Source organism: Bacillus sp. SRI_025, from assembly GCF_057592095.1.
In genome coordinates, this window is the sequence record NZ_JBYEGB010000001.1 from 861443 (window position 1) to 875150 (window position 13708).

Annotated in this window: 15 protein-coding genes, 2 pseudogenes and 1 other annotated feature; of the genes and pseudogenes, 2 read left to right on the forward strand and 15 right to left on the reverse strand. The window is 39.1% G+C overall.

The features are described 5' to 3' along the window. Positions 1–34 precede the first annotated feature (34 nt). From AC20OE_RS04365 to AC20OE_RS04410, 10 genes and pseudogenes are all read right to left on the reverse strand, one after another. Positions 35–337, reverse strand: coding sequence for an ArsR/SmtB family transcription factor (locus AC20OE_RS04365; RefSeq protein ID WP_039182804.1), 303 nt, complete (start codon positions 335–337; stop codon positions 35–37). 322 nt (positions 338–659) lie between these two features. Further along, positions 660–898, reverse strand: a pseudogene (locus AC20OE_RS04370) (pre-toxin TG domain-containing protein); the annotation flags it as partial. Positions 899–1030: 132 nt separating this feature from the next. Further along, positions 1031–2293: a DUF262 domain-containing protein gene (locus AC20OE_RS04375; RefSeq protein ID WP_231730851.1), complete on the reverse strand. Its 1263-nt coding sequence runs from the start codon at positions 2291–2293 to the stop codon at positions 1031–1033. After that, positions 2293–3492 carry an FRG domain-containing protein gene (locus AC20OE_RS04380; protein WP_059375772.1) on the reverse strand — a complete coding sequence of 400 codons (1200 nt, stop codon included), beginning with the start codon at positions 3490–3492 and terminating at the stop codon, positions 2293–2295. The genes AC20OE_RS04375 and AC20OE_RS04380 overlap by 1 nt, the downstream gene beginning before the upstream one ends. A gap of 50 nt (positions 3493–3542) precedes the next feature. Next, complete coding sequence (gene rlmH, locus AC20OE_RS04385) at positions 3543–4022, reverse strand: 23S rRNA (pseudouridine(1915)-N(3))-methyltransferase RlmH (RefSeq protein ID WP_059375758.1); 480 nt, start codon at positions 4020–4022, stop codon at positions 3543–3545. A gap of 80 nt (positions 4023–4102) precedes the next feature. After that, positions 4103–4273: a CxxH/CxxC protein gene (locus AC20OE_RS04390; protein ID WP_008360116.1), complete on the reverse strand. Its 171-nt coding sequence runs from the start codon at positions 4271–4273 to the stop codon at positions 4103–4105. Positions 4274–4434: 161 nt separating this feature from the next. Then, positions 4435–5265 (reverse strand): energy-coupling factor transporter transmembrane component T family protein, encoded by an 831-nt coding sequence (locus AC20OE_RS04395; RefSeq protein ID WP_059375755.1) that lies wholly within the window; start codon positions 5263–5265, stop codon positions 4435–4437. Further along, positions 5256–6971 (reverse strand): ABC transporter ATP-binding protein, encoded by a 1716-nt coding sequence (locus AC20OE_RS04400; RefSeq protein ID WP_487268508.1) that lies wholly within the window; start codon positions 6969–6971, stop codon positions 5256–5258. The genes AC20OE_RS04395 and AC20OE_RS04400 overlap by 10 nt, the downstream gene beginning before the upstream one ends. Before the next feature lie 19 nt (positions 6972–6990). Then, positions 6991–7548 (reverse strand): ECF-type riboflavin transporter substrate-binding protein, encoded by a 558-nt coding sequence (locus AC20OE_RS04405; protein ID WP_024424020.1) that lies wholly within the window; start codon positions 7546–7548, stop codon positions 6991–6993. 14 nt (positions 7549–7562) lie between these two features. Next, entirely contained in the window at positions 7563–8423 is an 861-nt protein-coding gene (locus tag AC20OE_RS04410) for an SAM hydrolase/SAM-dependent halogenase family protein (protein ID WP_041089455.1), read from the reverse strand. 110 nt (positions 8424–8533) lie between these two features. Next, positions 8534–8804, reverse strand: a binding site (T-box leader). 192 nt (positions 8805–8996) lie between these two features. Here AC20OE_RS04410 and AC20OE_RS04415 point away from each other — a divergent pair. After that, complete coding sequence (locus tag AC20OE_RS04415) at positions 8997–9686, forward strand: ABC-2 transporter permease (protein WP_058838361.1); 690 nt, start codon at positions 8997–8999, stop codon at positions 9684–9686. Next, positions 9687–10568 (forward strand): ABC transporter ATP-binding protein, encoded by an 882-nt coding sequence (locus AC20OE_RS04420; protein ID WP_058838360.1) that lies wholly within the window; start codon positions 9687–9689, stop codon positions 10566–10568. A gap of 102 nt (positions 10569–10670) precedes the next feature. On the opposite strand, the gene AC20OE_RS04425 is transcribed toward AC20OE_RS04420, so the two are convergent. The 5 genes and pseudogenes from AC20OE_RS04425 to AC20OE_RS04445 all read right to left on the reverse strand — a co-directional run bounded on the left by AC20OE_RS04425 (position 10671) and on the right by AC20OE_RS04445 (position 13706). Then, positions 10671–10979 carry a hypothetical protein gene (locus AC20OE_RS04425; protein WP_338593715.1) on the reverse strand — a complete coding sequence of 103 codons (309 nt, stop codon included), beginning with the start codon at positions 10977–10979 and terminating at the stop codon, positions 10671–10673. A gap of 21 nt (positions 10980–11000) precedes the next feature. After that, positions 11001–11078: pseudogene (locus AC20OE_RS04430) on the reverse strand (IS1/IS1595 family N-terminal zinc-binding domain-containing protein); the annotation flags it as partial. 31 nt (positions 11079–11109) lie between these two features. Continuing rightward, complete coding sequence (locus AC20OE_RS04435) at positions 11110–11574, reverse strand: GNAT family N-acetyltransferase (protein ID WP_099663868.1); 465 nt, start codon at positions 11572–11574, stop codon at positions 11110–11112. A gap of 68 nt (positions 11575–11642) precedes the next feature. Then, positions 11643–12833, reverse strand: a complete 1191-nt coding sequence (locus AC20OE_RS04440) for a S1C family serine protease (protein ID WP_371412197.1) — start codon at positions 12831–12833, stop codon at positions 11643–11645. A gap of 78 nt (positions 12834–12911) precedes the next feature. After that, positions 12912–13706, reverse strand: a complete 795-nt coding sequence (locus AC20OE_RS04445) for an MBL fold metallo-hydrolase (RefSeq protein ID WP_058838357.1) — start codon at positions 13704–13706, stop codon at positions 12912–12914. Between the last annotated feature and the right edge of the window lie 2 nt (positions 13707–13708).

Here is a 13708-nt window from a genome sequence, read left to right on the forward strand (position 1 = left end):
AACTGAATTCTGATGTATGAATTCAGTTCATTTATTAAATATTTTTTTCTAGAATCTCAGCAATTTGTTTTATGGCATTTTCATCTCTTTTATAATACGTGTATTTACCTATACGCTCTGTCGTAATTAATCCAGCTCGAAGTAAAATTGAAAGGTATTGAGATGCTGTTGATTGCGTCATTTTCAATTTATCTGTTATTTGACTAACACATACCCCTGTAGTATTCATATCAATCCCTTCATGGGGTGTAAAATGACGATCAGGTTCCTTTAACCATTGTAAAATTTGCAGTCTTGATTCATTGGATAAGGCTTTGAAAACTTCTATTGGCTCCATACAAACCATTATATCGATAAATAACGATATGTCAACATGTGTTGTTTGAGATTCCTTAAAAATTTCTATTTTACTAGGTCATTCCCGCAGCTTTAGGCTTAATCGCGTTTTTTTGCGGGGTGGTTATATCTTCTATCCTGGTGCAATGGAGATGTTTGATGGAAAAGGATTAGAGCACTTTTTTGCTGCTTGTACAGCTAAATTTAGCCTTCTCACCCCTCACTAACTTATGATAAGGCTCACCGTGATGCCTTTAAATGAGGTTATTAAAAAACCTTGGTGGAAAATCTCTAGAAATACATTTAAATTAGAAATTGCTTATCACTCGCTGGCCTGCGGTGAGTTCCTCGCCCGTGATTGGATCAACGCCTGTTGCGGCACGTTTTGCATCGTTCACGCCGGTCAGTTCATTCACGATGTTTCCGCCATAATCGAGTGCTTTTTCATACCAAGGACGGTTGGCGAGGGCTTCTTGTTGTTCTTTTTTTAAGTTGAGATATTCAGAAGTTTGCTTTTCAATATCGCTTTTGTCTTGTAGATTTCGCTATTTTGATACGCTTTTACATGCAATCCTAATTTTTTATTCAAGCGTATAATTATTATGGATGATTACAAAAAAGTCTACTTATAAATTTTATAAGTAGACTTTTAAGCGCAACAATTGCCATTAGAATTAATAAGACTTACATTTTTCTATTTAATATTCTTTTCAATATTACTTCTAATAAAATTCTCAATTTCTGTTTTTTTGCTTTGTTTTAAAATTAATGAAGAAAACTCTCTTTTTTGTATCTTATTATCTATAAATAAATATTTCATTATATTCTTCATATTAGTTGATGAGGCTTTATATTCTATGTCAGCTATAGGGGAACAAGAAATTATTGTTTTTATATCGTCTACAAGCTTTTTATCATTAAGATTAATTTCAAAATAATAATATATTGCTGCTAGTATAATAGATACTCCTACTATAAATTTACTCTGTCTTTCTTTTTTATCTGAAACCATACTCATTGAAAATGGAAATTCTACTTCATTTGATATCTTTATAATTAGTTCATTAAAATCATCAAATATTTCTCTCATTTCTATTAAGTTTTCATCTTCATTTCTTTTGAACAATTTGGATTTTCTCTCTAAAAAGACTTTCGAAGCAGTAATTCCATCCCTTATATTTTCTTGTAACCCCTTTTCTAAAACACTAAATATTATACATATTTCTTGGTGATTTTTTTGCTTATCGTTCCTACCTTTCGTAATATTATAAAGTTTCAGTAATTTCATCTCTCTTAAATTATCGAAATGAAATAGATTATCCTCACTATCCTCAATCAAAGAATTAATAAAGTTACTTATAAATTTACTCGTTTCTGAAAAGTAAGTTGCCATTTCAATTTCTTGTATTTCTAAAGGTTTTGTGTTTCTATTATATCTTTTAAATAATTCTATCTCTACTTCTGGATCTTCAAAGCTTTCAAATTCTAGAATTGATAAATGACTCCCTAAGATTTTAATTTTATCTTTTTTATCTAACTCAGAAAATTTTTTATTATCATATGCTGGATTTTCCCCTATTATCTCCAGATTTTTCAATGGAAATTTATTGTTTATATATCTAAAAATCGCATTTAAACGGTGTTGTCCGTCCATTACATGTCTAATTTGAGCATCATTTTCACCAGAAATAACCAGAAAAACTTCTGGTATTGGTATTCCAATCAATAGTGATTCAATAATTGAGCTCTCTTCTCGAATGGAAGATCGATATTTACGTTGATAATCTGGACTTAAAACAATTCCATGTAATATCTCTATCTCTTCTTGTTCAGTTAAGACATCTAATTTTAGATACTTTTCTCCCTTTTCAATAAATGTAACGATATCTTGAACCGATATTAACGGTCTATTTGATTTTATATTTCTCATGGACTCTTTAAATTTAGAGCTCATCATCAAATATCATCCCCCTTCATCATCTCGTGTTGGAAGTTTATAGATTTAACTACATTATCTTTATCAGGATAAATATTTTCAAAAGTAATACCAAGATTAAAAAGCTCTTTCAACATATTTTTCTTCGCTTCTTTATTTATTATTACAATTTTTCCAAACTCAAATAATCTTCTCTCAAAGTCTTCTCTATCTTGTGTAGATACTTTTAAAAAACACCCTTTTTGAAAATGAATTCTTTCATTTGAATTACCTAATTTAATAAAATATGACCTGGCAGAAAATTTATTCAAACCATCTACCACGTTAGTATCGGAGTAATCTATTAATTTCTCTTTCCTATTAATTGTGTCATCATTATAAGAGAGAGCGTCAATAAAGTATACTATAGAATGATGTTCCCTATATTCATAGTCTTCAATTGCAAATAATAAGGAAATCAAGTGTGCTTCAGTAAAGTCTAAATACTCTGTAGGTAAGCCAAAATGTTGGCCTTCCGCTCTTAATGCTTCTTTTGACTTCCCTATAATATCTCTATCATAAAATACAATTTTTTGTTTAAAAGCACTCTCATACTTATCTGCATATATTTCAAAATCCTTTGTATACCTTCTATGTAATGAGGGGATTAATTTGTTTGTACAGTTTTTTTGTCCTCTTGAGACATAGTTTTCAGCAGGTTCTAGTTTCGAGACAAAGTCAATATATTCGCTAAGTTTATTTATATATATAATCTCATCTTTATTTATGCCCAGCATTTCGGAAAGTGTATGCGGAATATTATACTCTTTCCATTTTTCTTCTTCTTCTTTCCTTCTATTTACTAAATTGTTTATTTTGCTGTAATCTAAAATCAATTTCCCATCATCTAATTCTTGTTCTAAGTCAATTATTTCTTCTATTTTAATATCTTTTAAATATTCTAATTCATATTTATTTGAATTAATTTCTGGTTCTTTTAACATAATAAAGTAAGACTGCTTTATATATGTTAAATTTTTTAAGTAAACTTCGAACTGTTCTGTCTCTTTATCCTTAAAATTTGAAAGTTCTTTTTCTATTAAGTCATCTTGCATTTGTGTAATTTCTTCTATTTCTAAAGAATACTCTACCATTATTCTTTTTAATTCTTTTTCATTACAACTTAAATCAATCTGTTCTAATAGTTCAATACCGAAAATATTTCTTTTTGTATTTTGCAAGATATCACCCCTTTGTATTATTATACACAATATCCACTTTTTGTATAATATCACTTATGATAAGGCTCCCCCCGCACAATCCGAAAAGCCCGATAAATCTGCTCCACCAACACCAATCTCATCAACTGATGCGGAAACGTCATTTTCGAAAACGACAGTTTATCATTCGCACGCTGCATGACAGCGTCGCTTAAGCCAAGGGATCCGCCTATGACGAAACATACTTTGCTTTTTCCGTATGTTGCCAGCTTATCTATTGTATCGGCTAATTCTTCGGAAGTTTTCATTTTTCCTTCGATGGCGAGGGCGATGACGTGGGCGTCTGGGTTGATTTTGCTTAGGATGCGTTCGCCTTCTTTGTCTTTGATGATTTTCATGTCTTGATCGCTGAGATTCTCGGGTGCTTTTTCGTCCGCAAGCTCAATGATTTCGATTTTCGCATAGGCTTGTAATCGTTTTGTGTATTCGGCTATGCCTTGCTTTAAATATTTCTCTTTTAATTTTCCTACTGTGATAATTGATATATTCACAGGTCATCCCCACCTTAAGAACAAGTTATTCATATAAGTTATCAACAATTGTGGATAAAATTTGTGTATTTTGTGTCCGATCATTCGTTCCCCACTATATATATTGCAGGTTCATCGCACAATTCACAGGTTGTGGATAAACTGTGTGTATGTTCGATTTTTCTGAATTCTGGCGGTGTTTCATGGTCATCTATGTACATGTCTAGTACGGTTTCTATATGTTCTGCACAAGCATAAAGTGATTTGTTCATAAGTTTCTAATTCCTCCAATATGTTGTCTCGTTATTCACAAGTGTTTCGCTCATTGTTCAATATAACCGATTTATTCACATGTTAATAGTCTTTTACCATTTTCCACACCTTTTATCCACAAACCAAATAAAAAAGCCTCCACTCCTGTGAAGGCTTCTTTCTATAAAAACGGATTATAAAATCTCGTTCCTCTAACAAATGTAATCACTAACGAAACAATCAGTACCACACCAACAAATACGAACGCCACATAATCTGCTTTTTGAAAGTCTTTTGCCGTAAACCATGTACGCTTTTTATGTTTCCCAAAACCACGCAGCTCCATTGCATTGCTGATCGTTTCAATCCGCTCCAAGCTGGAGAAAATCAGCGGCATGACAATAGACAACGCATTTTTGATTCGTTTCCCCAGTTTTTCATTCTTCGATAAATCAATGCCTCTTGCTTGCTGAGAAATCGCGATCGTACGAAAATCCCGCTGAATATCTGGAATATAGCGCAAGGCAATCGCTACCGCATAGGAAATCCGGTAGCTGACCCCAATTCTGCTGAGCGATGAGGCGAATTCACTTGGATTTGTTGTCACAATAAATAAAAGCGCTGCTGGCATCACGGTCACGTATTTTAGCGTAATGTTCAACTGATAGAAAAGCTGTTCAAGTGTGACGTTGTACCAGCCGGCAATATGAAACAGCTCATGCTTTGCTCCGTAGATGGCGACACCTTGCTGAGGCGCAAAGATGTAAATGGCGATGTTATTAATCACTAGGAAAATCGCCAGGACGATCACCACGAAGGAAATATCACGAAATCGTACGTTTGATAGCTGAAAGAATACGATACTGGAGGCTAACATAAACACTAAAACGCCTGTATCATACGTGAGCATCGCTGCGGATGACCAGAGGATAAAGCAAATGAGTTTGGTTGCACCTGTCAGCCGGTGAATCGGCGACGGGCGGTCGATATAGGACAGCATGTCTACAGCCATGTCATTCGTTCCTTTCTGTCAACCTCAATGAAGCGATCCACGAGTTCATTTGGATTCGGCCAATCAGCTTTCAGCGCCAGTTCATACAGCGATGTTTCCTTTAAGCTCGCCTTTTGGACAAGCAGCTGATCTGTCAGTACTTTGGCTGGTGTATCATCTGCGATTTTTTCTCCATCTGAAATGACAATGGTTCTTGTTGTGTATTCTAGCATTAAGTGCATATCATGGGTGATCATGAAAATCGTGACACCCTGCTGATTTAATTGCTCTAAAAACGTCATCATCTCTGTGTAATGTTTAAAGTCCTGTCCTGCGGTTGGTTCATCTAGGATGAGGATTTCTGGCTCTAATACAAGAATTGACGCAATGGTGACGCGTTTTTTCTGTCCAAAGCTGAGCGCTGAAACCGGCCAGTTCCGAAATGGATACAGCCCACACACTTTCAGGACCCGCTCCACCCGTTCTTTGATCTCTTCTTCCTTTACGCCTCTTAAAACGAGACCGAGTGCGACTTCATCAAAAATCATTTGTTTTGAAATCATTTGATTTGGGTTTTGCATGACGACGCCGATTCGTTCGGAGCGCTGTTTGATCGTATCTCCTGTGATGTCATCACCATTTAAAAGAATTGAGCCTTTCGTTGGCTTTTCAAACGCACAGAGCACCTTAGATAATGTTGTCTTGCCTGCTCCATTGGCTCCTGCGATGCTGATCATTTCTCCTTTTTTGACCGTAAAAGAGATGTTGCTCAGCGTGTTTGGTCTTGTTGGATAATCAAAACTCAGCTCACGCACTTCTAGTAAATCCTGTGCTGCAATCTGCTCTACTGATGGCTCAGATGCTTCCATCCATTGCTCGATTTTCTCTTTTGCTTCGTCGTTTAGAGTGAGACGCTGTAAATCAGCGATCTGATCCCCCGGTGCAACCGGAATGCCTGCGTATTTCATCGCCTTTACATATAAAGGCTCACGCAAATACGCCGCTTCTAATACGTTTGAGGCGAGCAATTCATCTGGTGTCATATCCGCTACAATCGTTCCTTCATTGACAACGATGATGCGGTCCACATGACGGAAGAGGACGTCTTCTAATCGGTGCTCAACCATCACAATGGTTTTTTTCGTTTGTTTTTGCAGCCGGTCAATGAGGTCGATGACTTCTTTACCTGTTGCGGGATCAAGGCTTGCAAGTGGTTCATCAAACAGCAAAATGTCGACATCGTTGACCAGTACACCAGCGATAGCGACACGTTGTTTTTGTCCGCCTGACAGCTCATGCACGGACGATGCCAGCTTTCCGTCTACCTCTGTTAATCTTGCTGCTTCCTCGACACGTGTTTTCATTTCTTCACGTGTGACTTGATCATTTTCAAGCGTAAACGCAATGTCTTCTCCAACGGTGAGCCCGATGAATTGTCCATCAGGGTCCTGAAGCACCGTTCCGACAAGCTGGGAGAGGGAGAAAATGTTCTCTTTCTCTGCATTTTTCCCGCCGATGTGAAGACTTCCTTCCATAGAACCTTTATAAGACGCAGGAACTAGCCCATTGATACAATGGGCTAGTGTGCTTTTTCCCGATCCAGACGGGCCTGCGATGAGAACTTTTTCTCCTTCATAGATGGTCAGGTTGATATCCTTTAATGTTGGTTCTGCCTGACTGCGATACTTGAATCCGAAATGTTCGAATTGAATCATCGGTTTCTTCATTTATGTGTTCCACCTTGCTTCATGATGTTTCTTTCGATAGACTGCCGCTTTTGCTTCTCGTTTTTGCATAGGCTGCAATGATGATGGTTCCTAGTACACCAACTGTGATGATGTTCGAAATTCCTGCCACAATGCCTTGAACAAATACTTTGTTCGCAGGTTCTGCATAGATCACAATGTCGAGCACAGGAGCAATGATAAACCAGCCTAATGCCTGTGCGCCTGCTTGTACGGCGTTGAAAAGCGTGATTTTCTTCCAGCCGAAGTCTCCCTCTTCTACTTTTAAACGGTTAGAAATAAAGCCGATCAATAAACCAACGACACCCGAAACAATAATCCAGCTCCACCAAGGGCCAAATGTGGTCGCATCTTTAATGAGATGGCCAATAAAACCAATCAGTGCGCCTGCAACAGGACCAAATAGCACGGCCATTAATGCAAGGAATGCGTATGAGGTTTCAATTTGTGTATTCGGAATTCCAGTTGGAATGGAGACAAATCGTCCTAAAATCACAAAGACGGCTGCGCCAATTCCAATAGCAACGACAGTTTTCGTTGAAAGTTGTTTTCCTGCCATGATGTATCCTCCTCTTATTCGTATATAATGCGCGGAGCTTTGCGAATCGAAAGGCGCCAGCCTGTGCCTGTACCGATGTTATAAGCCTTTGCAAATGACCCTTGATTGATCGCCACGCCTAAATGGTCTAGTGAATTGACATATACGAGTGGTTCGCCTACCTTTAAGTCGGCAAAAGATCGTCCATAGGTCATGATATTTTTATACACATTTTTCGGCCCGTTGGCAATGGTAACTTCTATTGCATCCCCATAATTAATTGAAAGCTGTTCAAATAGCGTGTGATGAATGTTTGTCCATAGGTTTCCGAATCTCACATCTAAAATATCAATCGTCCCTGTGATCACATCTTCTTCCGCATATGCCTGTACGACTGGAAGATGGATAATGTCATCAATATTCGCCTTTGGCCCAACCTCTTCAAAAGAAATGACACCTGATGCAATTCTTGCTCCTGTATAAGCGTAAATATCTCTCCCATGGAATGTATGTGATTTTCCCGACTTTGGCAGCCGGTTAATGGTTTCATCTAAATAACGGGCTTCCACAATGCCAATATCCTGCGCGACGTGCGTGAGTGTCCCGTTATCTGGGGTAATGATATAGTGTGAGCTTGTCGTTTTGACAACAAGACTTTTTCTCTCTGACCCAACACCCGGGTCAACGACGGAAACGAATACCGTCTCTTCCGGCCAGTATGTGACGGTTTGAAGCAGGCGATAAGAAGCTTCCCAAATGTCATACTGCGGAATATTGTGTGTTAAATCAAAAATGCGGATCCTGCTGCTGACCGTATTTGCCACTCCGTACATTGCACTGACAGCTCCATCATCAATGCCGAAATCTGATTGTAAAACCAATGCATGTTCACTCATGTCAATCTCCCTTTCATTTGAAAAAATGGATGTGGTGTTTCACGTGGAACATTTGAACAATTGTATGAAAAAAGTGGACAATAAAAAATACCCCATCCTTATCTTTGAATCATAAGGACGAGGTATTTGTCTCGTGGTACCACCTTTATTTACTGTTTGCTCGCGCTAAACAGCCTCTACAAGTACAAAGCTCCAATCTGGCTCATATACTGTGGTTTTGATAACGAGTACCAACTCTCGTCGTCACCTACTAATATCATAGATATGTTCAGCACGAGGCTCAGAGACCATTTTTCGAATCATTATTTTTGCTTCTTTTCAGCTGCCGAAGCTCTCTGTGGAAAAATTGATGATTGTACTTTCTCTCGTCATTGCCTGTATAATTATCTTGAATTAAAGCTATCATACATGATGTTTTTTCATAAATCAAGATATTTTTCTGAACATTTTTAAAAATGAGTCAACTGGTGCTGGAAGAGTCTTCTTTTTATGAAATTTAAACAAATGTTAAAGAGCAAGATATGGTGTCTTTCTATTCTAGGGGTATAATAAAGGTGAAGGGAGGTACAGCGTGTGTGGACCATCTGTATGAATGAGTTTAAGCAGCTCTTCAAAAGCACAAAATCTATTTTAACAATTGTTATTATTTTCATTTTATCTACTTTTGTTTCAAGTCTTCCATTTATCGCTGCTCATCAGGAACAATGGGAACTGGCAAAGGATCCTTATTCTATTGGGAATGAACTGGTGATTTCTTTATTTGGTTTTTTCCTTATTTTTTTGTTGTCTCATGATATTTTAAGCCGCGAAATTCATTTGAAAACCATTCGTTTTCTCGTCAGTAAAACAACCCGTTTGAACATCATCATCGGGAAATATCTTGGACTGATGCTGTTTTGGCTTAGCTGTATTATGACGACATATGTCCTGAATATGATGATTTCACACCGTTTTTTGTTCTCTGATGCGTTAAAAATCTTAACCTTTATCAGTGTCGGTATCTCATGTGCTTTATTTTTATCCATGCTCTTTCCAACACCGCAGAAATCAATGTTTGTCGGCATGTTATTTTCCTTTCTTTTCCCAATCGTCAGTATGATTTCTGTTCTTTCTTCAGAACGAATGATTCATTGGTTCCAATATATGACGCCTTATTATTATGCGCGCTGGAGTGAACCGCTGACCTACGTCCTAATGAACACGGCATTGACCGTTATCTTACTCATTGGAACTGCACTGCTGTTTCAAAGGAGGGATGTGTAGATGCTTCATACAAAAGGGCTTACAAAAAAATATCGTACAAAAGTCGCAATAGATGATATTAATCTTGATGTCAATCAAGGCGATATCTTCGGACTCATTGGACCAAAGGGATCTGGTAAGACGACGTTTTTCAATATTATTACCGGAATCTCCCGCCCTACCTCTGGTACGTTTACAGTGATGAATAAGCCTTCGCTAAAAAAAGTGAGGCAGCATATCGGTGTTCTGCCTGAATATACGGATTTATATGAAGGTCTTACGGCTCTTGAGCATATTGCCTATTTATCAAAAATCACCGGAACACGCCAGAAAACGAGTGATTATGAAGAACTGCTCGAATTTGTCGGCTTACATCATGATCATCAGGAGAAGGTCGGTGCCTTCACACCTGGTATGAAAAAGCGGCTTGGAATGGCGCAGGCCATCGCCCATCAGCCGGAATTTATTTTACTCGACGAGCCTTTTGCCGATATTGATGCAGATTCGATCTTGCACATCCAGCGGGTCATTGAAGCATTAAAGGATGAAGGAAAAACCGTCTTTTTAACAGCTGACCGCCCAAGGTTCACCAATAGTATTTGTACCAAAACTGCATTCATTTCTGAAGGAAAATTAGTGTCCCCACATACTCATCCTCAAGAGAAAACCATCACATCCTCAAACATACGTGCAACCTTCAAGCATGCATGGATTGATGATGAGGTGAAACCTGTTCTCACGCAGTACCTACAAACTGTCGGAACAGATCTTGTGATCAGTGATGACGAGACCTCATTGTTAATTCGTTCAGAAGCTCAAGTTCCAGCGATCATTCGCGCTTTCGTGAAGTGTAAAGTCGATTTGTACAGAGTCACGGCTCAGGATGCCATGATGTCCTCATAAAAAAGTACCGTACGCTTTCTGCACGGTACTTCTTCTTTTTTTATGGCTCTGGTAAACTTTAGTGTCGATCATTAATGAAATTAAGAGGGAACCAGCCCATATTTAGTAAAAATCGGATACATTTTTACAATGTTCCTCCAATTCAACTATTGTAAGTAACTGTGTTTTTGGATATTGGCTTGTGTTATCTGCGGAATACGTTAAATGAACTAATGCGAATTTTTTTAGTTCACTTATCCAATAAACTATATCATCGTTATCTTCCCTTTTTGCAACTGCGACAGCCTTTTTTCCGTAGAGAATGTGATTTGGATGAACTTCTTTCTTTAATTCTGCATTAAAAAACTCCGACATACTATCATTAATTATCCACCAAGGTTCATCCATAAATTTTTCAAGAACACTTATCATATCATGAATCACTTCCCTAAAATACCGTTTCCGACCCTTATACTTTCCGAACCGAACAACGTGTTCCGATGAACAATGAGGGCTCTCGAATCCGTCCTTGAGTGGTATTAGGAATTCAAAAAGCTCTTTTTTATAAAGGTTTACTCATATAAATCCCAGTTTCTGCAAATCCCGTTTTTTCGTACAGCGAACGGGCGATTTGATTGTGAGCAAAGACATGGAGCGAGAGTTTTTGCACACCTAATGACTTTGCCTCCTTTTCTAATGCAGCAATAGCCTGCTTTGCAAAGCCTTTTCCTCGATAAGCTTCAAACAAAATAAAGTTATAAATAAATCCTTCGTGCTGCGGGTGATTCGGGTCATAGCAAAGCCAAACCCAGCCAATCGCTTCATCTCCGTTTAAGAAATTCCATAGCTCATGATGCTCTGTCTGAAGTCCTTCTGGAAGAAGCCTGTCAAATTGTTCTTCTGCGTTCGCAAGTGATTCTTCCTTTTCCCATGTTCCTGCGAGTACCTTTTCTTCCGCGTACCGCTGAATGGCCTTCTTTATCAATACATCGTAATCGGTTTGTGACATCCGTTGTAGTGTAACCAATCGTACAACCCCCTTTTCTTCATCATATGTCAGTCATGCCAAAAAAACCAGTCCCTTACTGGAACTGGTTAGCTGCCATATCGGTCGGTTTGAGAAAGTTTGATCTCTGCTGATTTTTTCTTCCCGCTTCGGTAAAATTGCACTCTTACCTTATCGCCGACCTTCTTTTGATATAAGTATTTACGAAGATCTACGATATTCTGTACACTTTTGCCATCAAAGGAGGTCACGACATCCAGCTCTTTTAGTCCCGCTTTTCCTGCTGGAGATAAAGGCTCAACACTCATGACAACAACCCCAGATGTGACCTTGGATGGCAGTTTCAATGTTTCCTGCCAGTGGTAACTCGCAATATCCGCTAATGATTTCATGCCGACGCCAAGATACGGACGCTTCACCTCTCCATAGCGCTCTAAATCCTCTATGACAGGGATCACCAAATTCGCTGGAATAGATAGCCCGATTCCTTCTACCTCTGATTCAGCAATCTTCATTGAGTTAATGCCGATCACCTTTCCATCCATATTGATCAAGGCACCACCGCTGTTTCCAGGATTGATGGCGGCGTCTGTTTGCAGTACTTCTGCATTCCAATCCGTTTGTCCGTCTCCATTTGAGTCGACAGGGATCGCTCGCTCCGTGCCCGAAATGACCCCTTGTGTGACAGAGCCTGCGAATTCAAGCCCTAATGGATTTCCAATGGCGATGACTGGCTCACCCGGCTTCACATGATCTGAGTTACCGAAGGCTGCCGTTTTCTTGATTTTATCACTTTTGACAGTGAGAACTGCTAAATCCATGAGCTGATCACTGCCGACAAGATTGGCACCAATTCTTGTCCCATCATGAAGGCTCACTTCAAGCTGGTTGGCGCCTTTGATGACGTGATGGTTTGTGACAATATAAAACGTGTCACCCTTTTTTTTATAGATCACACCTGACCCGCTGCCTGCTTCTCCGCCTTCCTCCCAAAAGCTCGACTTTTGAATATTAATGACGCCGACTACCGTATCTGACATATTAGACACCACTTTCGTGACAGCATCATTGACGTTTACATTCACAGTTTTTAAAGGGCCCTGAGATGTTTGTCCATCACCGTTTTGCTGCCATCCAAAGGGACTGCCGCTCTGTCCAGATACATAGGGGAAAAAGAATCCCATTAAAAAAGCTCCTACCAATACACCGATCAAACCAGAAAGAAAATATCCTTTTCTGCTTCGTCTCGGCTTCCACTCTACATCGCGATAATCCACTATGTTTCCTTCCTTTCAGTGAATAGATGATGTATATAGTGTTGGTAAGAAGCTCTTATCTTAATCATACGATTGTAAAAATCATACGGCGCAAAGCGGGGTTGCTTTTTTCGGGTCCGTATCAAATAAATCAAAGCCGTCCCCGACAACAAAGCCCTTCATTTCAAGCGTCTGCTGGACCGCCATACGGGCTAAATCCTTCATGTTGTTGTCTTGACTCAAGTGAGCCAAATAAATGCGTGAGGTGGCATCTCCAATGACATCTGTCATCGCAAGAGCAGCATCTTCATTTGATACATGTCCGACATCGCTCAGAATTCTACGCTTAATGCTCCATGGGTATCGGCCCATTTGCAGCATACCGACATCATGATTGCTCTCAAACACAAACGTATTGGCTGACTTAATAATGCCTTTCATGCGGTCACTCACATAGCCGGTATCTGTCATGAGCGCAAGTTTGCGCCCTCCATAATGGAATACGTAAAACATAGGCTCTGCCGCATCGTGTGAGACGCCAAATGACTCGACATCAAGACCGCCAAAGGATTGAATGGTCTCCATATCAAAATGGAATTTCTGCTCTGTATCGATTTTTCCGATATGAGATTCCATCGCCTTCCATGTTTTCGCATTTGCATAGACAGGAAGCTTGTACTTTCTTGCCATGACACCAAGCCCTTTAATATGATCGGAGTGCTCGTGTGTCACAAAAATGCCGTCCAAGTCTTCAGGCTTGCGGTCGATTTGGCCAAGCAGCTCGACCATCTGTTTGCCGCTTAAACCAGCATCGACCAAAAAGGCATGCTCGTCTGTTTCTAAATAAAAAGCGTTCCCCGTACTTCCGCTCGCTAGTACACTGAACTGCAAGCTCATGT